22 protein-coding genes are annotated in these 18,367 nt (G+C 70.6%); 16 read left to right on the top strand and 6 right to left on the bottom strand.

Annotated elements, in window-relative coordinates; translation table 11 throughout:
• Positions 1-44: 44 nt before the first annotated feature.
• A complete protein-coding gene (locus tag ACJMNC_RS06670; RefSeq protein WP_408947164.1) occupies positions 45-857 on the bottom strand; it encodes a hypothetical protein in 813 nt (270 codons plus the stop codon).
• A gap of 200 nt (positions 858-1,057) precedes the next feature.
• Here ACJMNC_RS06670 and ACJMNC_RS06675 point away from each other — a divergent pair, with 200 nt between their 5' ends.
• The 3 genes from ACJMNC_RS06675 to ACJMNC_RS06685 are packed head-to-tail and all read left to right on the top strand — an operon-like array spanning position 1,058 to position 4,499.
• Entirely contained in the window at positions 1,058-2,689 is a 1,632-nt protein-coding gene (locus tag ACJMNC_RS06675) for a circularly permuted type 2 ATP-grasp protein (protein ID WP_408947165.1), read from the top strand.
• Positions 2,686-3,657, top strand: a complete 972-nt coding sequence (locus ACJMNC_RS06680; RefSeq protein WP_408947166.1) for an alpha-E domain-containing protein — start codon at positions 2,686-2,688, stop codon at positions 3,655-3,657. The genes ACJMNC_RS06675 and ACJMNC_RS06680 overlap by 4 nt, the downstream gene beginning before the upstream one ends.
• Positions 3,654-4,499 (top strand): transglutaminase domain-containing protein, encoded by an 846-nt coding sequence (locus ACJMNC_RS06685; RefSeq protein WP_408947167.1) that lies wholly within the window; start codon positions 3,654-3,656, stop codon positions 4,497-4,499. Before ACJMNC_RS06680 ends, ACJMNC_RS06685 begins: the two co-directional genes overlap by 4 nt.
• Positions 4,500-4,544: 45 nt before the next feature.
• On the opposite strand, the gene ACJMNC_RS06690 is transcribed toward ACJMNC_RS06685, so the two are convergent.
• Positions 4,545-5,357: an acyl-CoA thioesterase gene (locus tag ACJMNC_RS06690; RefSeq protein ID WP_408947168.1), complete on the bottom strand. Its 813-nt coding sequence runs from the start codon at positions 5,355-5,357 to the stop codon at positions 4,545-4,547.
• A gap of 48 nt (positions 5,358-5,405) precedes the next feature.
• Here ACJMNC_RS06690 and ACJMNC_RS06695 point away from each other — a divergent pair, with 48 nt between their 5' ends.
• From ACJMNC_RS06695 to ACJMNC_RS06710, 4 genes are all read left to right on the top strand, one after another.
• Complete coding sequence (locus ACJMNC_RS06695; RefSeq protein ID WP_408947169.1) at positions 5,406-6,029, top strand: TetR/AcrR family transcriptional regulator; 624 nt, start codon at positions 5,406-5,408, stop codon at positions 6,027-6,029.
• Between the two features lie 4 nt (positions 6,030-6,033).
• Complete coding sequence (locus tag ACJMNC_RS06700) at positions 6,034-6,597, top strand: nucleosidase (RefSeq protein WP_408947170.1); 564 nt, start codon at positions 6,034-6,036, stop codon at positions 6,595-6,597.
• A gap of 139 nt (positions 6,598-6,736) precedes the next feature.
• Positions 6,737-7,183, top strand: coding sequence for a nuclear transport factor 2 family protein (locus tag ACJMNC_RS06705; RefSeq protein WP_408947171.1), 447 nt, complete (start codon positions 6,737-6,739; stop codon positions 7,181-7,183).
• Between the two features lie 175 nt (positions 7,184-7,358).
• Complete coding sequence (locus tag ACJMNC_RS06710) at positions 7,359-7,943, top strand: TetR/AcrR family transcriptional regulator (RefSeq protein WP_408947172.1); 585 nt, start codon at positions 7,359-7,361, stop codon at positions 7,941-7,943.
• A 10-nt stretch (positions 7,944-7,953) separates the two neighbouring features.
• On the opposite strand, the gene ACJMNC_RS06715 is transcribed toward ACJMNC_RS06710, so the two are convergent.
• A complete protein-coding gene (locus ACJMNC_RS06715; protein ID WP_408947173.1) occupies positions 7,954-8,430 on the bottom strand; it encodes a DUF4442 domain-containing protein in 477 nt (158 codons plus the stop codon).
• Positions 8,431-8,685: 255 nt separating this feature from the next.
• Here ACJMNC_RS06715 and ACJMNC_RS06720 point away from each other — a divergent pair, with 255 nt between their 5' ends.
• Complete coding sequence (locus ACJMNC_RS06720; protein WP_408947174.1) at positions 8,686-11,733, top strand: MMPL family transporter; 3,048 nt, start codon at positions 8,686-8,688, stop codon at positions 11,731-11,733.
• Positions 11,734-11,767: 34 nt separating this feature from the next.
• Here the strand turns inward: ACJMNC_RS06720 and ACJMNC_RS06725 are convergent, their stop codons facing one another.
• Both ACJMNC_RS06725 and ACJMNC_RS06730 read right to left on the bottom strand, forming a co-directional pair.
• Positions 11,768-12,229, bottom strand: a complete 462-nt coding sequence (locus ACJMNC_RS06725; RefSeq protein ID WP_408947175.1) for a hypothetical protein — start codon at positions 12,227-12,229, stop codon at positions 11,768-11,770.
• Entirely contained in the window at positions 12,226-12,918 is a 693-nt protein-coding gene (locus ACJMNC_RS06730; protein WP_408947176.1) for an RNA polymerase sigma factor, read from the bottom strand. Before ACJMNC_RS06730 ends, ACJMNC_RS06725 begins: the two co-directional genes overlap by 4 nt.
• Positions 12,919-13,002: 84 nt before the next feature.
• Between ACJMNC_RS06730 and ACJMNC_RS06735 the strand changes: the two genes are divergently transcribed.
• From ACJMNC_RS06735 to ACJMNC_RS06770, 8 genes are all read left to right on the top strand, one after another.
• Positions 13,003-13,515: an Asp23/Gls24 family envelope stress response protein gene (locus ACJMNC_RS06735; RefSeq protein ID WP_408947177.1), complete on the top strand. Its 513-nt coding sequence runs from the start codon at positions 13,003-13,005 to the stop codon at positions 13,513-13,515.
• Positions 13,515-13,832, top strand: coding sequence for an Asp23/Gls24 family envelope stress response protein (locus ACJMNC_RS06740; protein ID WP_408947178.1), 318 nt, complete (start codon positions 13,515-13,517; stop codon positions 13,830-13,832). The genes ACJMNC_RS06735 and ACJMNC_RS06740 overlap by 1 nt, the downstream gene beginning before the upstream one ends.
• Complete coding sequence (locus tag ACJMNC_RS06745; RefSeq protein ID WP_408947179.1) at positions 13,829-14,011, top strand: DUF2273 domain-containing protein; 183 nt, start codon at positions 13,829-13,831, stop codon at positions 14,009-14,011. Before ACJMNC_RS06740 ends, ACJMNC_RS06745 begins: the two co-directional genes overlap by 4 nt.
• Positions 14,012-14,030: 19 nt before the next feature.
• The gene (locus ACJMNC_RS06750) at positions 14,031-14,513 is read left to right on the top strand and encodes an Asp23/Gls24 family envelope stress response protein (RefSeq protein ID WP_408947180.1); all 483 of its coding nucleotides are present in this window, start codon (positions 14,031-14,033) and stop codon (positions 14,511-14,513) included.
• On the top strand, positions 14,500-15,087 hold the full coding sequence (locus ACJMNC_RS06755; RefSeq protein WP_408947181.1) for a hypothetical protein: 588 nt from the start codon (positions 14,500-14,502) through the stop codon (positions 15,085-15,087). The genes ACJMNC_RS06750 and ACJMNC_RS06755 overlap by 14 nt, the downstream gene beginning before the upstream one ends.
• Positions 15,084-15,638 carry a hypothetical protein gene (locus ACJMNC_RS06760; RefSeq protein WP_408947182.1) on the top strand — a complete coding sequence of 185 codons (555 nt, stop codon included), beginning with the start codon at positions 15,084-15,086 and terminating at the stop codon, positions 15,636-15,638. Before ACJMNC_RS06755 ends, ACJMNC_RS06760 begins: the two co-directional genes overlap by 4 nt.
• A gap of 50 nt (positions 15,639-15,688) precedes the next feature.
• Complete coding sequence (locus tag ACJMNC_RS06765) at positions 15,689-15,889, top strand: CsbD family protein (protein ID WP_408947183.1); 201 nt, start codon at positions 15,689-15,691, stop codon at positions 15,887-15,889.
• Between the two features lie 216 nt (positions 15,890-16,105).
• Complete coding sequence (locus ACJMNC_RS06770) at positions 16,106-17,548, top strand: lipase family protein (protein ID WP_408947184.1); 1,443 nt, start codon at positions 16,106-16,108, stop codon at positions 17,546-17,548.
• A 102-nt stretch (positions 17,549-17,650) separates the two neighbouring features.
• Here the strand turns inward: ACJMNC_RS06770 and ACJMNC_RS06775 are convergent, their stop codons facing one another.
• Positions 17,651-18,346, bottom strand: a complete 696-nt coding sequence (locus ACJMNC_RS06775; RefSeq protein ID WP_408947185.1) for an alpha/beta fold hydrolase — start codon at positions 18,344-18,346, stop codon at positions 17,651-17,653.
• Positions 18,347-18,367 lie beyond the last annotated feature (21 nt).

Consider the following 18,367-nt stretch of genomic DNA (forward strand, 5'->3'; position numbering starts at 1 on the left):
GACACCTGGCCGGTGTCCGGGCCGCGGGCACGTGCTAGACGGAGTCAGGTCCGCTCGACCAGCTTGTTCACCGCCGCCACGAAGAGCGCGTCGAAGGCCTCGTCGTCGATCGGCCCGCCAGTGGGCGAAGTCCCGGCGACGCTGACTGTGTAGCCGTTCACCTGGGCGTAGCCGAGGCGGGTGCTGGAGGTGACGTCCTGGCCGCCGACGTTCATCCGCTGCGTCTGCTCGACGACCAGGGTGTCGGCGGTCTTGGTCTTCGGCGCGGTGAGCACCTTCTGGGCCACCCTGCTCTTCACCTGCTGGCCCGAGACGTCCATGGTCATCGTCAGGTTCGCGCACTTTCCGGTGACGGCCTTGCGCTGATCGGCGATCGACGCGCCGCCCTCGACGACGGCGGTGCCGAGCACCGAGGTGCCCTTGCTGGCCGTCGCCATACCCACCTGCGAGGTGTCGATCGAGTCCGGGATCAGGCTCACCTGTAGACAGGAGCTGGGCACCACGGTGGCCGATCGGGTGGAGGCGAGGACCGTGTCGAGGACCTCCTGCACCTGCGACGGCGGCACCTCGAGGGCGGCGTAGCCCGCCGGGAACTCGGACCGGTCCAGGACCAGCTCCTGCACGTCGGCCGTGCGGGTGGCCGGCGTCGACGCGGAACCGGACGGGTCGCTCGAGGCCGGAACCGCACCGTCGGCCTTGACCGCCTCGCCGTCGACGGTGCCGCAGCCGGCCAGTGCGAGCGTCGCGGTCAGGGCGAGCCCGCCGGCCAGGGCCCGGCGCGTCGCCCGGTCGCGCAGCACGGCGGTCAGCCGGGTGAATCCTGACCGGGTGAATCCTGACCGGGTGAATCCTGACATGGGTGGGAAAGCTCCTGCCTGCGGTGAGGATCGTCACCGCTGAACTTACCCGCCCGGGCCGGGGGCACCGGAGCCGGTTCCGGACGTTGGGCGGACGAACACGCCGGGCGGAATGTTTCGGCAATCTCACCGGGCGGTTTGGTAACCCGTGCGCAATACAGAGTCGGCCGCCTGAAACATCCGCGGGGAACGATGAGTCCATGAACCCGACCGCCCCACCGACAGGTGCCGGCGCCGCAGCCCTCACCAGCTACGACGCCGGGGCCCAGCAGAGTGCCGTGGACGAGATGTTCCGGCCCGACGGCACCGTCCGGCCGCCGTACCGCGGGATCGCCACCGCCCTCGACGCGCTGGAGCCGAGCGACCTGCGGGCACGCCTCGACGCCCTCGGCCGGGCCTATCTGGACCAGGGCGTCACCTTCTCGCTGTCGGGCACCGAACGGCCCTTCCCCCTCGATCCGGTGCCTCGGGTGATCGGCGCCGCGGAGTGGTCGCGACTCGAGGCCGGCATCCGGCAGCGGGTGCGGGCGCTGGAGCTGTTCCTCGACGACGTCTACGGCGAGCAGGCCGTGCTGGCCGACGGTGTGGTGCCGCGCCGGCTGATCAACTCGTGCGAGCACTTCCACCGTCAGGCGGCCGGCATCCGGCCGCCCAACGGGGTGCGTATCCATGTGGCCGGCATCGACCTGATCCGCGACGAGCACGGCGATCTGCGGGTGCTCGAAGACAATGTGCGTTCGCCGTCGGGCGTCTCCTATGTGATCGAGAACCGCCGCAGCATGGCGCGGGTGTTCCCGGACCTGTTCGCCGCGCACCGGGTCCGCGCGGTACGCGACTATCCGCGGCATCTGCTGCGGGCGCTGCAGGCGTCGGCGCCGACCAACGTGACCGATCCGACGGTGGTGCTGCTGACCCCCGGGGTGGCCAATTCGGCGTACTTCGAGCATTCGCTGCTGGCCCGGCAGATGGGTATCGAGCTGGTGGAGGGCCGCGACCTGTTCTGCCGCGACAACGTGGTCTACATGCGCACCACCGACGGGCAGACCCGGGTGGACGTGATCTACCGCCGCATCGACGACGCCTTCCTCGATCCGCTGCACTTCCGGCCCGACTCGATGCTCGGGGTGGCCGGTCTGGTCAACGCCGCCCGGGCCGGAAACGTGGTGATCTCCAGTGCGATCGGCAACGGCGTGGCCGACGACAAACTCGTCTACACGTACGTGCCCGAGCTGATCCGCTACTACCTCGGCGAGGAGCCGCTGCTGCAGAACGTGCAGACTCTGCGCTGCTGGCTGCCCGACGAATGCGCCGAGGTGCTCGCCCGCATCGACGAGCTGGTGGTCAAACCGGTGGAGGGCAGCGGCGGCTACGGCATCGTCTTCGGTCCCACCGCGACCCGCGCCGAACTCGACGAGCTGGCCGGACGCATCCGGGCCAATCCGCGCGGCTGGATCGCTCAGCCGATGATCGCGCTGTCGACCAATCCGACGCTGATCGGCGACCGGCTGCAGCCGCGACACGTGGATCTGCGGCCGTTCGCGGTGAACGACGGCGAATCGATCTGGGTGCTGCCCGGCGGCCTGACCCGGGTGGCGCTCACCGAGGGGTCGCTGGTGGTGAACTCCTCGCAGGGCGGCGGATCCAAGGACACCTGGGTTCTGGCCACCCGGACCACCGAGGAGGAGCCGGAGATCAACGACGACGAGCACCTCGTGGACGCCGACATCCCGCCCGGACCGATGCCCGAGCCGGGTCCGCCGATGCGCCCGGCGGCCGACCAGCAGCAGCAACAGCAGCAGGGCCGGACTGCCGGGCAGGGAGGCCCACGATGATGCTGGCCCGGAACGCCGATTCGCTGTACTGGATCGGGCGATACGCCGAACGCGCCGACGACATCGCCCGCATCCTCGACGTGGCGGTGCAGCAGCTGCTCGAGGATGCCACCGTCGACACCGACCGGATGGTGCGGCATGTGATGACGGTGCTCGGCTTCGCCCCCGACGCGCAGTCGCAGACGGTGTGGACGCTCACCGAGCAGGTGGCCTACGACGCCGCCGTCGACGAGTCGATCGCCGGCCTGCTGCGGGCGGCGCGGGAGAACGCGCGCGGGGCCCGCGAGGTGATCTCGAGCGAGATGTGGGAATGCCTCAACGCCACCTTCATGGGACTCGGCGAGGCCGAGCGGGTGGCGCGGCGGCTGGGTCCGCACGCCTTCCTCAGCTACATCAAGGAGCGGATGGCGATGTTCGCCGGGCTCACCGACGCCACCTTGAGTCACGACGACGGGCACAGCTATCTGCTGGTGGGACGGTCCATCGAGCGGGTGGACATGGTGGCGCGGATGCTGCTGTCGAACTCCGGCGACCGGTCGGGCTCGCCGTCGTGGATGAGTCTGCTGATCGCGGCCGGCGCACAGGACACCTACGTGCGGACCTACCGCGGTGCGGTGGCCACCGAGAACGTGGTGGAGTTCCTGATGCTCGACCGGCTCTTCCCGCGTTCGGTGTTCCACTCACTGCGGGTGGCCGAACAGAATCTGGCCGAACTCGACCGCCGGCCCGACCGGGTGGGCACCAAGTCGACGGCGCTGACCCTGCTCGGCCGGGCCCGCAGTTCCCTCGAGTTCGTCGATCCGGCACGTCTGCTCGACGATCTGCATGCGCAGTTGCTGGACCTGCAGGAGACGGTGCGCCGGGTGAGCGAGTCGATCGCCGAGGAGCACTTCCACATCGAACCGTACGTGTCGTGGACGGACACCGGCCTGGTCTCCGATCTCGCCGACAGGGGGGAGACCCGATGAGCGCGCGGATGCGCATCGTGCACACCACCGGCTTCAGCTATTCGTCGCCGGTGACCAGCTCGTACAACGAGGCGCGCATCACCCCGCGCAGCGACGGCCGGCAGACGGTGGTCGTCGACCATCTCGACACCAGCCCCGCGGCCCGGCAGTACCGCTACAACGACTACTGGGGCACCGTGGTGACCACCTTCGACCTGCATTCGCCGCACGAGCGGCTGGAGGTGACCGGGACCGCCGTCGTCGAGACCGAGGACGAGAACCGCAATGGCGAGGCGCTGGCCGCGGACTGGGCTCAGCTGCGGACCGAGTCGGTGATCGACGAGTTCGACGAGATGCTCGGCGCCACCGGATACAGCCCGTTCGCACCGGACCTGACCGACTTCGCGCAGCGGGCCGCGCAGGGGCTCTCCCCGGCCGGCGCGGTGGAGGCGCTGGTGTCGCGGGTGCACGACGAGATGACCTACCAGCCGGGGACCACCGAGGTGCATTCGACGGCCGCCGATGCCTGGCGGCATCGGTCCGGCGTCTGCCAGGACTACGCGCACATCACCCTGGCGATGGTGCGCAGCCTGGGGATTCCGGCCCGGTACGTCTCGGGCTATCTGCATCCGCGGCACGGCGCCGGGACCGGTGAGACGGTGCACGGCGAGTCGCACGCCTGGGTGGAGGTGTGGACCGGCGGCTGGTGGGGCATCGACCCGACCAACGACAAGCTGATCGACGATCACCACATCTCCGTGGGCACCGGCCGCGACTACGCCGATCTGCCGCCGATCAAGGGCATCTACACCGGCAGCGGCCAGTCGCAACTGGACGTGTCCGTGCGGATCACCCGGCTCTGAACCGGTCCGGCGGGCGGCCGCGCCGGACGGCGGGCCGCCGCGTACTCACTGCGCCGGCGCGGGGTCCTTGAAGTAGCAGAGCTGGTGGGTGGTGGCCAGCAGCAGCGCATGGTCCGGCCCGCCCCAGAGCTGCCCGTACTGGTCGAAGTGCCCGTTCCCGAAGCGCGCCCCACGCGCGGTGGCCAGCACGTAGTCGTCGCCGTGCGCGGCGAGCTCGGCAGACGTCGCGTGGAAGTAGGTGGTCATCGTGATGGTGCCGGTGGGCATGTAGTTCGCATGCCGGACGAACACCCGCGGCGCAAAGGTATCGCTGAGTCCGGCCAGGGCCGGGAAGTCGAGCGGGCGCGCGGGGGCGTCGCGGATCCACATGGTGGTGGTCGAGTCCTCGCTCGGCGAGTCCCAGGTACCGGTGATGATGCGCTTCTCATAGCTGCGCGCCCAGCCGATGAACTCGGGGAAGGGCGTCAGCTCCACCTCGGCGGCCGGCGGCACCGTCGGCGGCGTCGCCTCGACGTCGGACCAGGTGTCGCGGGTGATGCCGAACACGGCGCTGCCGCTGCCGACGACCGCGCCGTCCTGCTCCACGGTGAACGTCCAGTGCTGGTTGGTCCGGTTGGTGCGGATCAGCTGCGGCCGGATCTGCCAGGCGCCGTAGGCGATCGGCGCGGCGAAGTTCAGGGTGAGCGCGAGCGGCTCGCCGGTCTGCTCGGGATGCGCTGTGAGCGCGTGGAGCACCGTGGCGGCGGTGCTGCCGCCGAACGGTCCGACCATGTTGGCGTAGGCCTCATGGGTCTGGGCCTGATAGAGGCCGGCGTCGTCGTAGCTGCCGGCGATCGCTTCGTCGAGAACGTGGGTCATGCACCGAACCATACAGAACGATTGGTCTACTTCGGTATACTGTGCGGCATGGCACAGAGGCCCCCCGTGCGTGACCGGCTGGTGATCTCGGCGATCGAGCTCCTGCGCGGCCGCGGCGCCGACGGCTTCGGGATGAGTGAGCTTCTCGAGACCAGCGGCGTGGCCCGCCGGTCGATGTACCAGCACTTCCCGGACGGCAAGGCGCAGTTGCTCGAAGCCGCGGTGCGCGCGGCCGGCCGGCACATTCAGGGCGAGCTGGACGCCGCACTCGAGGACCACTCCCCCGTCGAGGCGCTCGCCGTGTGGATCACCGGCTGGTCCGAAACGCTGATCGAGAGCGACTTCCGGCTCGGCTGCCCTCTGGCCGCCGCCGCCCAGGCCGGCACCGACTACCCCGATGCGGCCTGGGCCGCCGCCGACGTGCTGCAGGGCTTCATCCTCCGACTCACCGACGCCCTCATCTCCGACGGGTTCGCGCCGGACGACGCTGTCAGGACCGCCGGCCTGCTGGTGAGCGGTGTGCAGGGAGCGATCGTCACCTCTCGGTGCCTGCGCTCGACGGCCCCGTTCGACGACCTGCTGAGCCACGCCCGCAGCGTCTGGGGGCGCGACCGCGCTCCGGACACCCGGCCGGCGCACGGGGCGCCGCGGACCTCGTCGCCGCTACCCTGACCTCATGCCCGACGACCCCGAGGTCCTGATCGTCTCCGCCACCGCGTCGGAGGCGCGGTACGTGCCCGCCGATGCCCGCCTGCTGATCTGCGGAATCGGAAAGGCCACGGCGGCAATGACTCTCACCCGTGAGCTGACGGCCGGACCGCCGGTGAGCAGAGTGGTGAATATCGGGACGGCCGGGGCCCTGCACGGCCACCACGCCGGCCTGTACCTGCCGTCGGCGGTCCTCGAGCACGACATCAGCTCCGCGGCGCTGACCGCGATGGGCTATCCGCTGGTCGACCGCTGGGAGCTGCCCGGCGGCGATGCGACGGTGCTGGCCTCCGGCGACACCTTCGTCGCCGACGAGGCCCACCGCGACCGGCTCGCGCAGACCGCGGATCTGGTGGACATGGAGGGCGCCGCGATCGCCCGGGTGTGCGCCGAATTCGGCGTGGCCCTGCGGCTGGCGAAGGTGGTCAGCGATTACGCCGACGAGGGCGCCATGGACTGGCCGGCGGCCGTCGACGCCGCCGCCCGCACCCTCGGCGACTGGCTGACCGCCACCGGGCTGGGCGCCCGGTAGACCGCCGTACCCGGCCCGGCCGCCTGCGGGAAGGGGCACCTGCGCGAAAGGGCACCGGGGCGGCGCGACGGTGCGGAACAATGACCGGCGAGGAACCGGATCCGGACCAGGCCGGGCACATCCCGCGGAATCGAGCACTATGAGCACCGACCAGAACGCCCTGCAGCAGCTTCTCGACGAGGCCGAGATCGCCCGGCTGCTGACCCGGTACGCCACGGCCGTCGACGCGCGCGACTGGGATCTCTACCGGACCGTGTTCACCCCGGATGCGTGGATCGACTACACCTCGGCACCGCACGGACAGGCCGGCAACCTCGACGAGACCGTCGCCTGGCTCGCCGCGAGTCTCACGCTGCTGCCGATGACCATGCACTACGTGCTCAACATCGACGCGGCGATCGACGGCGACGGCGCCACCGTGCGGGCCATGTTCTACAACCCGCTGCAGATCCCCGGGGTCGAGGGCACCTCGTTCTGCGGCGGGTATTACAACCACACCCTGGTGCGCACCGGCGACGGCTGGCGTTCGGCACGGCTGATCGAAGAGAACCTGTGGTTCGAGAACAATCCGTTCGCGTCGTCGTGAAGGGTCGGCGCGGCGGCGGTCACCGCCGCCAGAGCGGACCCGGCGGTCACCTCCGTGGCTTCGACCACAGCTTCTATGCTGGAGTGCATATCACTGCCGGCACGCCGGTATTCTCGGTTCCGGCACCGTGCGGCAACCGCGGCACGGCCGGAACGTCGGGACGAGGAGGGCCGGCATGAGCGAACCGAAGAAGGTCCGGACCCGCGAGCGGATGCTCGCCAGCGCCGCCGACCTGCTGAGCACCACCGGATCCGGCGGGGTGACGATCGACCGCGTGCTCCGCGAGAGCGGCGCTCCGCGCGGCTCGGTGTACCACCACTTCCCCGACGGCCGGGCGGAAATGGTCACCGGTGCCGTCGCGCTGGCCTCGGAGGCGATGATCAGCATGCTGACCGCGGTGGCCGAGCAGGCGACGCCGCAGGAATGCCTGGACTACCTCGTCGCCTTCTGGAAGAACCGTCTGGAGACGAGCGACTTCACCCTCGGCTGCCCCATCGTCGGCGCCACCATCGACGACGGTTCGGTGCCGGGCCTGCATGAGCTCGTCGCCGGAACCTTCGATCAGTGGCATCGGCTGATCGCCGAATCGCTCACCGGCTCCGGCGTCGCCGAAGCCCGCGCCCGGACCCTGGCCACGGTGATCATGGCGGCGACGGAGGGCGCGATCGTGCTGAGCCGGGCCGCCGGTTCCACCGCGCCGCTCGACGACGTGAACCTCGAACTCCGGCAGAGCCTCGACGCGGCGGTCGCCGCGGCCTGACCGGCCCGCGTCATGCGCCGGCGCCGACCGGCTGTTTGCGCCGCACGTACACCTGGCGCCGGACCTCGGCGACGGCCTTCCCGTCCGCGTCGGTGATCGTCGTAGCGAACCAGGTCAGACTCTTGGAACCGTCCGCGGTGTCGGCCCGGATGGCCTCCACCACGTCCGCCGGCAGTTCCATCCGCACCGACAGATCGCTGCGGCCCGGGCTGACGAACCGGATCTCGGCGGCCTGATCCCAGACCAGATACTCCGGCCCCAGCGTGTGGTGCAGCAGGAGCATGTAGAACGGGTCGGTCATGGCCGACAGCGACCCGCCGAAAGTCGTGCCCACCACGTTCCGGGTGAACCGGTTGTGCCGCAGGGCGACCGTGGCCGACGACCAGTCGTCGGCGATCTCCCGCACCCGGATGCCGGCCCCGATGAGCGGCGGCCACAGGTTCATCCCGGTGCGCAGCAGGCGTGGGGTCATCGTCATTCCGCTCATCGGTCTCCTCCGGTGATTGCTCTTGTGGGGGTCGTTGCTCTCTTGGGGTCACTGCCCTCCCGGACTCACACCGGGCGCCGCTGCGGCACGCCGGTCCGGCCCGGGTCGGGTGGGCTTGCATTGACACCGGCCCATCGACCATGCCAACGTCTGTTGGTACATAGTATGCCATAGTGCATACCCGCTCTTCGATGGCCGGCCCCGCTGTCACCGACGGAGAGACGCCCGTGCACACCACTCCGGAATCGAGGGCCGATGGCCGCACAGACACAGAGCGCGCTGCTCACCCGGGCCGGCGGCTGGATTCACCGGCACGCCTGGTGGGTGGTGGTGGTGTGGATCGCCGTCGCCGGCGGACTGAACGTCGCCGTCCCGCAACTCGAGCAGGTCGTCAGCAGTCACTCGGCCGATTTCCTGCCCCAGGACCTGCCGGCCAACCGCGCGCTCGAGAAGATGGCCGCCGACTTCGGGGTACCCCCGTCCAACGGCGTGAGCAGCATCATCCTGGCCGACGAGAACGGCTTCGACGCCGCCGACGCCGCCTACTATCAGCGGCTCGTCGAGCGGCTCACCGCCGACCACGAGAACGTCGCCTACCTGGTGGATCTCTACAGCGACGAGATGACCCGCGACATCGCGGTCAGCGAGGACGGCAAAGCGGTCAACCTGCTGCTGGCCGGTGAGGGGTCCACCGGCTCGACCCGGGCCCACCACGCCGCCGAGGCGGTCCGCGACCACATCGCCGAGCTGGATCCGCCGGCCGGTCTGCAGGTCCACTTCAGCGGCCCCACCGCCACCCTTGCCGATCTGTTCGCCGAGATCGACGTCTCCCTGCTCATCATCACCGGGGTCTCGATCCTGCTGATCACCGTTCTGCTGCTGGTCGCCTACCGGAATCTGGTGACCGCCCTCATCCCGCTGATCACCATCGGTATCACTCTGGCGGTGGTGCGCCCGATCATCGGCCTGCTCGGCGACGCCGGAGTCCTCTCGGTCTCCAACTTCACCATCGCGATCATGACCGCGCTGGTCCTCGGGGCCGGCACCGACTACGCGATCTTCACCATCGGGAACTATCACGAGGCGCGCCGTCAGGGCCGCGCCCTCGGAGATTCGGTGGCCCGCGCCTCGGGCCGCACCGGCCCGATCCTGGTGGCCTCCGCGCTGACCATCGCCGCGGCCTGCGGTTCGATGGCCTTCACCAAGATCGGCATGTTCACCACGGCCGGTCCGCCCACCGCGCTGGCGGTGCTGCTCGCGCTGGCCGTGGCCGTGACCCTGCCTCCGGCGCTGCTCAGTCTGGCGGGACGGCGCGGCTGGGCCGAGCCGCGGCGCTCGTCGACGGCGCGCTGGCAACGGCGCGGCGCCCGGATCATCCGGCACGCCGGGATCTACACCGCCGCGGCGCTGATCTTCCTCATCGGCACCGCGCTGATCACCACCACCCTCCGGATGAACTGGGATGAATCGGCCATGCCGCGGTCGGCGACCGATTCGACCCGCGGCTACGACCTGGCCTACAAGCACTACGGAAACAACGTCCTCGCTCAGGAGTTCGTGCTGCTGCGCAGCGATCACGACATGCGCAACACCGCGGATCTGGCGGCCCTCGAGCTGGCCGCGACGGCGGTGGCGAACTTCCCCGAGACGGCGGTCGTCCGGTCGGTGACCCGGCCCTACGGGGTGCCGCTGGCCGAGGCGTCGACCGGCTACCAGACCGGAATCGTCGGCTCCCGCCTGGCCGAGGGCGAGGACCGCATCACCGAGGCCACCCCCGAGCTGAAACGGATGGCCGCCGGAGTGGCGCAGCTCTCCGACGGCGTCGACGACGCCGTGACGCACCTGCCCGAGCTGGTCGCCGGCACCGAGAAGGTCGCCGGCCTCGCCCAGTCGATGCTCACCGTGCTCGATCTCGCCGACGCCGCCGCGCGGACGGCCGGCGGCGCCTCGGCCGCCGACACCCTGACCCGGCTGCGCGGCACCGTGCAGACCGTCGCCGACATCACCGACCAGGTGGTCGACCAGAGCGGGCTGGCGCAGACGAGCGGCCGGCTCGACGCCGCGCTCGCACCGCTGTTGGCCCAGCGGGCACCGGCCGGCTGCCGGTCCCAACCGGCCTGCCGCGCCCTGCGCGATGCGCTCGCGGCCTACGACCGCGCCAGCGGCGGCCAGGTCAGTGCCGCCCGCGCCGACTGGGCCGCCCTGCAGACCGGCATCCGCGACGGGGTGGGCCGGCTGCAGACCCTGCTCCCCCAGCTCGACGAGCTCCTGACCGCCCTCGGCGGACTGGTCGCCCAGACCGGCGGGACCGGCAGCGGCGAGATGCGCGCCCAGCTGCAGCGGCTGGTGAGCGGCACCCACGAGCTGCAGACCGGAATGGAGACCGTGTCCGACGGTCTGCACCAGGTCAAGGACGGCACCGATCAGACGGTGGCGATGACCGGCGAGCTCCGGTCGGGGCTGCAGGAGGCCGCCGATTATCTGCGGGCGATGAGCGCCGCGACCACCTCCGGACCCGGCGCCGGCTTCTACCTGCCCGACGAGGGTCTGCGCGACCCCCGGTTCGTGCAGGGCTCGCGGCTGCTGATGTCGCCGGACGGCAAATCCGCGCGCATGATGGTGACCTGGTCGATCAACCCGTACAGCCAGCAGGCGATCAGCACCACCCGCGAGATCCCCGGGGCCGTCGAGCGCGTCCTGAACGGCACCGTGCTCGAGAACGCCGAGGTCGCGACCACCGGTCTCGCCGCACTGTCGGCGGATATGCAGGATCAGGTGCGCCGGGACTTCCTGGTGTTCTCGGTGGTGGCCGCACTCGCGGTGCTGCTGATCCTGATCGTGCTGCTGCGCAGCATCCTCGCCCCGGTGCTGCTGGTACTGACCGTGCTGCTCTCGTTCGCCTCGGCGGTGGGCGTGAGCGGACTGGTGTGGCAGCACCTGATCGGCATCGACCTGGACTGGTCGGTGGTGCCGGTGGCGTTCATGGCGGTGATCGCCGTCGGCGCCGACTACTCGATGCTCTTCGCCTCCCGGATCCGGGAGGAGAGCGCCCGCGGCGGCACCGTCCGGGGCATCATCCGCGGCTTCGGCAGTACCGGCGGGGTGATCACCACGGCCGGTCTGGTCTTCGCGATCACCATGTTCGCGCTGATGAGCGGCACGGTGCTCAATCTGGTGCAGATCGGGTTCACCATCGGCGTGGGACTGCTGCTCGACATCGCGATCGTGCGCACCGTGCTGGTGCCGGCGATGATGTCCGTTCTCGGCGACCGCATCTGGTGGCCCGCCCGGTCCGCCCGTTGACCACCGGGCCGGCCGGCCTCGCGCGGTGGCGCGGTCAGGTCAGCCACTCCCGGGTGTACACGTCCTGCCAGTGCACGCCGATGTCGGCGCGGGCGGCGGCGGTGACGGTCTCGCCGAGGACGTCCACCAGCACCGTGCCCACCACCTCGCGGACCCGGTCGGCCTCGGTGCGCAGGTCGTCGCGGTAGCGGGCGATCAGACCGATCGTCACCCCGGACAGGTCGGCGCCGGATCCGTCGAGGGCGACGTTCACCACCAGCCGTCCCACTGTGCTGCGCACCCGGGTGGCCAGCAGCTTCTTCAGTACCCGGTCGTTGACGGCGACGGCCGGATCGTCGCTGGCCAGGGGGCGGCCCGGTCGCCGCATCGCCGGCAGCTTGGTGGAGATGGCGTCGATCAGCCGGGCCACGTCGCCGGTCGGTACGTCGAGCTGGCGGCTGGCCTCGACGAGCCAGGCGTCGGTGGATCCGTCGGCTCCCGGTGTTCCGGTATTCATCTGTCACCTCCTTCCGGTAGTCGCGCTTCCCGTCGTTTCAGCCGTCCGTCCCGATCGGCGCCGGCTGCCGCCCCGTCGCCCGGCGGCGTGCCGGACGGGGCCCCCGGTTTCCACGGTGCCAGCCGGGTGGCCAGATAGCTGCGGCTGCGCTGCAGGTGCCCGCGTACCGAGCCGTTGGTCAGCCCGGTCACCTGACCGATCTCCGCGAGCGATAAGCCCTCCACCTCACGCAGCCACCACACCGCACGCGACGGCGGCGGCAGACGGCGCAGCTCGCTGCGAAGGGCGTCGACCAGTTCGGACCGTTCGGCCTCGTCGCTGGGCAACGGCTGCACCGAGGCCAGATCCGCGAAACGCTCGTCGACGGTCGGCACCTCCCGCCGGCGGCGGTAGTAGTCGGCCACCTTGCGGTGCGCCACCCCGAACAGCCAGGTGCGCACGGACGAGCGGAAGCCGAAGTCGGGCAGTCCCCGCCAGAGGGCCAGCATGGTCTCCTGCGCCAGATCCTCGGCGGCCTGACCGTCGTCGACGAGCCGGCGGATGTAGCGCAGCACGACCGGCGCCGACCGGCCGACCAGTTCGTCGAAGGCGTCCGGGTCACCGGCGGCCGCGGCGGCGGCCAGCTCGTCGTCGGAGAAGTCCGGCAGGGCCAGACCGTCGCGGTCTGGGCTGTGATTCAGATCATTCACGATGGCGCGTGCAACTTTCCGGTCTGCTGCGACTGACTCTATACACGGTCCCGATCCCGGGACACCCGAAAGAAGGGGTCACCCATGAGCGAGCAGAAGACCACGCGTGACGAGGCCGCCGCGGAGCAGGACGCGGGCACTGCGCCGGAGAAGCGTTCGCCCGGCACCGACGTCGAGCTCTCCCGGAAGTCCGTCACCTCGCTCAACGGCGACTACGGCATCACCTCGATCGCCGACGTGGTGGTCGCCAAGATCGCCGGCATCGCCGCCCGCGAGATCGACGGCGTCTACGACCTCGGCGGTACCACCCAGCGCGCGGTGGGCAAGGTGCGCGACGTCCTGCCGGGCACCGGCACCAGCGTCACCCAGGGCATCGACGTCGAGGTGGGCGAGCGGCAGGCCGCCGTCGACGTGGCGATCGTCGCCGAATACGGCGTCGCGATCCACCAGCTGGCCGGTGCCATCCGCCGCAATGTCATCAACGCGATCGAGCAGATGACGGGGCTGGAGGTCACCGAGGTGAATGTGACGGTGCACGACGTCCACGTCGACGGCGAGGATGCCGCGCGGGACGACAGCGAGCCGCGAGTCCAGTGATGATCGCCGATGAGCGATCGACGGCGCACGCCGTCGCTGCGGCGGTGCTGGCGGTGCCGGGCGTCGTCGACCTCGACGGCGGCGTCTTCGGCGAGGTCGCGACCTACCTTCCCGGCGAACGGGTGGTGGGCGTGCAGCTCTCCGACGAGTCCTGCGCCGTGCACATCGTGGTCGATCTGCGCTACGAGCTCCGCGACGTCGCGGCCCAGGCGGCCGCCGCCGCCTCCGAGGCGGCCGGGCGGGTGTGCTCGGTGACGGTCGAGGACGTGGTCACCCCGCCGGCTGCGGTCGGCGATTCCTCAGGAGGAGCACGATGAACAGATACGCCGTGATCGGTCTGATCGCCGGCCTGCTGCTGGCCGTCGCCACCACCACCGGCGGCTTCGGCGGCCTGGTCCTGGCCGTGGTCCTCGGCGCCGTGGGACTGCTGGCCGGGCTGCAGGCCGACGGCACCATCGACCTGCGGGCTGTGGTCCGCAGCCGGGGCCGGGGCTGAACCCGTGGCGACGCCGGCGATGACCGACGACGCCCCGGCACCGGCCGCCGACCTGCCCGGACGGCTGTCGATCGCCGATACCGTCTTCGAGAAGATCGCGTTGCGCGCGGCGCTGGACGTCGACGGCGTGGTCCGCGACGGCGGTTCGGTCACCGACCGGCTCGCCGGCCTGGTGGGACTGGATTCGGCGACCGGCGCTAACTATCCGAAGGCCCGCGTGCAGACCGCCGGAGGCCGGCCGATCGTGGTCGATGTGGACCTCGCCGTGCGCTGGCCGTGCCCCGTCTCGGCCGTCTGCCGACAGGTCCGCAGCCACGTCGCCGACGAACTCGAACGCCTCGCCGGCGACCGCCCGGCCCGGGTGAACGTCGCGGTGGCCGCCGTGCTGCCCGGCGCCGCCGTCGCGCGGCGCCGCCAGGGCTTCGTCGAACTGCCCGCACCCGGCCCCGCAGAGCCCGCGGCGACCGGCACCGACGAGGGGACGAGCGATGACGACGACTGACTCCAGCGAGGGCTCCGCCGCGCTCCGCGAGGACATCGGCGACTCGACCGTCGCCCGGCCCACCGCGTTCCCCGGCGCGGCGGTCGCGGGGGCGCTGCTCGGACTGGTCCTGCTCGCTGCGGCCGGCGTGCTGATCCGCGACCTGCTGGTCCGCGCCGGCGCCGTGTCCGGGAACACCTGGACCCATCGCGCCGCGGAGCAGCTGAGTTCGCAGACCTGGGCCGACTGGATGTGGGTGATCCCGGCCGCGTGCGCGGTGGTCGGGCTGGCCGCGCTGTGGCTGGCCCTCAAGCCGCGCCGGCCGACCCATCGCCGGCTCGCCGACTATCCGGTGGCGTGGACGCGTCCCGTCGATCTGGCGCGCCGGATCAGTGCGGCCGTCTCCGATCTGCCCGGCGTGCGCGACGCCGTGACCGTGGTGGGCCGCCGGAAGATCACCGTGCAGGTCACCGCCGCGGGTACCGTGCGCAGGAGCGACGTCGCCCAGTGCGCGGCGCAGGCGGCGGCGCCGGTCGCGCCGGGCACCGCGGTGAAGGTCCGCATCCGGGACAGCCGGAAGGAGGCCCGCGCATGAACCGGGGAGCAGCCGCACTGCACCGCCTGTCGATCGGGCTGTTCGCCCTGATCTGCCTGGTACTGGCCGCCGCGGTGATCCTGTACCGGCTGTCGGTGGACCCGGTGGCCACCTGGATCGAGCGCCTCGACACCGCCGCCGTCGCCGACGGGATCGGCGCCTCGTGGTTCACCGCGGTGCTGGTCGCGCTGATCCTGCTGGCGCTCTACTGGGGCTGGCGGCTGATCCGGACCACGATCGCGCCGCAGAAAGCCGATGAGCTGGTCCTGGACGGCAGCGATGAGCAGGGGACCTTGACGGTGCCGCTGAAACTGGTCGCACAGGCCGTGCGCGAGCAGCTCGCCACGCAGACGGTTCTCGATGACGTGCAGGTGCAGGCGATCGACGACCGCGGCAGCAAGATCGTCCGGATCACGGTGCAGGCGCATCCCGAGCGCTCGTACGACGAGCTCGTCGACGTGCTGGCGCCGGCCGTGACCGACCTCAAGACCGCCTTCGACGGTTCCGACGTTCACGTGCAGACGTTCATACATCTGAACCCGCTGCACTGACGGAATCGTCTCGGGCGCAACAGAAAACAACCGATGGAAAGGACGAGATCATGTCGATGGACGACAAGTTCCGCAACAAGGCCGACGACCTCAAGGGCAAGGCCAAGGAGGCCGGCGGCGCCGTGACCGGCGACGAGGACCTGAAGAACGAGGGCAAGGCCGAGCAGGCCGGTGCCGCCGTGAAGAAGGGCGTCGAAGACGTCAAGGATGCCGCGTCGAAGGTGAAGGACAAGCTCACCGGCGACAAGTGATCGTGCGGGCCGATCTCCCTGGGCCCGCCGCACCCGACCCGGGCAGTGCCGTCGCAGGACGGCGCTGCCCGGGTCGCTGTGTTGTGGGCGTCGCCGCCGAATCGGCGCCCGGCGTCACACCCCACTGCCGATGCCGGATTGTGTCACCGGACACATCCTGCTAGATTCTTCTGGCCAGTGGAACATTTGCGTTTCACATACAGTCGAGGGGTTTACATGGATACACACACCGGCCGCACGCGAGCGCGGTTCGTCGCCGTCGCGCTGACCGTGTGCACGCTGCTGGCTTCGGTGCTGGCTGCGACCGCACACGCGGAGCCGTCGGCCACCGAGCGGACGCCGGGCCCGCAGCCCAAGGTGGCGCCCGCCCTGCCGTTCCCCGTGCCCCCCGCCATCCCCGAATTCGACCGCGACTTCTACCTTCCGAAGGCGAGCAAGTACAAGGACCTCAAGCCGGGCGAGCTGATCTCCGCGCGCCGGGTCAACCTGGCCACCTACTCGGTGCTGCCGCTCAACGTCGACGCCTGGCAGCTCTCCTACCGGTCGACCAATACCCGCGGCGAGGCGATTCCGGCGGTGACCACCGTGGTGAAACCCCGCGGCAACAAGCCGTCCAAGCGGGTGCTGTCGTATCAGATCGCCGAAGACGGCACCGCCCTGTACTGCTCGCCGTCGTACCAGCTGCTGATGGGATCGATTCCCAGCAGTATCTCCGGCAACGCCGACGCCAGCGCCGAGGGTCTGCTGATCAACAGTGCACTGGCCTCCGGCTGGACGCTGGTGATCCCCGATCATCAGGGCCCGGATTCGGCGTACGCGGCCGGCCCGCTGCACGGCCGCATCACCCTCGACGGCATCCGCGCCGCGGAGAACTTCCGGCCGCTGAAGGTGGCCCCGGACGCCAAGATCACCATGACCGGCTACTCCGGCGGCGCCATCGCCACCGGCTGGGCGGCCGAGCTGCACAAGACCTACGCACCGGAGCTGAATGTGGTCGGCGCCGCCATGGGCGGGGTCCCGGCGGACATCTCCAAGCTTTTCGACACCGCCAACAACAATTTCACCTCCGGTCTGATCATGGGCGGCATGATCGGTGTCGCCCGCGAGTACCCCGAGCTCGAGAAGTTCATGGACAAGAAGCTCAATCCGCTCGGGAAGGCGCTCGTGGCGGCCAAGAACCCGCTGTGTTTGACCTACCAGTCGGTGATCGCCCCGTTCGTCAACATCAAGGGGCTGTTCAACACCCCCGGCGATCCGATGCAGCATCCCACCGCGCGCAAGGTGCTCGACAAGCTCCGGATGGGCCGCACCACACCCGACTTCCCGATCCTGATCACTCAGGCGGTGATGGACGAGATCGTGCCGGTCGGTCAGGTGGACACTCTGGTGCGTCAGTACTGCGCACGGCCGGGGGCGCAGGTCGAGTACGTCCGCGACCACTTCAGCGAGCACGTCACCCTGGCGGCGCTGAGCTTCCCGTCGTCGATGGTCTGGCTCAACGACCGGTTCAACGGCCGGCCGGCCAAGCAGGGCTGCAGCACGTTCAACGCCGGGACGGTGGCGCTGAATGAGAAGGCCTGGCCGGCGTTCGCGAATCTCGTCGGTGACAATCTGGCCGCGATCGTCGGCATGCAGATCGGGCGTCCTGGACGGCGCTGATCCGCAACCGCGCGGGAGATCCTCCGGGCGGCGGCCGTGTCTGGGGTGGCCGCCGGCCGGAGGTTTCGGTGCCCAGGACAGGGCTGCTCAGGACAGGGCTGTTCAGGACAGGACTCGGGCGGCCTCGGTGATGATCTGCACCACCGCTCCGGGCTTCGAGAGCGAGACCGCGTGCGAGGCCTCGACGCGGGTGATCCGGGAGCCGGCCCGGGTGGCCATGAACTCCTGCTCCTTCTCCGGGATGGCGTTGTCCTGCGTGGCGATCAGCGTCCACGACGGCAGGGAGCGCCACGCCGGCTCGCCTTCGAGGTCGCCGGTCAGGGCCCGCAGAGCGGCCGGGCGCTGGGTGGCGGCGGCCAGGCGGACCCGCTCTGGTGCGACGTCGCCGGCGATGACCTCGGCGAAGCTGTCGGCGTTGACCCGCAGCTCCGGCTCACCCGCGTGCACCAGCACGTTGGAGGTCTCGTCGCCGAGCTCGGTGTCACCGGACAAACCGAAGGCGTTCTCGCCGGTGTCGGGCTGATAGGCCGCGATGTAGACCAGACCGGCCACGTTCGGCAGGTCCTGCGCCGCCCGGGTGATCACGACGCCGCCGTAGGAGTGGCCGACCAGCAGAACCGGTCCGTCGATGGCGCGGACGATCGAAGCGACATAGTCGGCGTCCTCATTGACGCCGCGGAGCAGGTTGGGCACGCCGAGCACGTCGAAGCCGGCGTCCTGCAGCGGCGGGAGCACCTCGCTCCAGCTCGAGGCATCCGCGAAGGCGCCGTGGACCAGGACGATGGTCGGTGAGGTCATGATTTCTCCTTGGTAGAACGA

Source organism: Gordonia sp. VNK21 (assembly GCF_046098115.1).
In the GTDB taxonomy this organism is placed as follows: Bacteria; Actinomycetota; Actinomycetes; order Mycobacteriales; family Mycobacteriaceae; genus Gordonia.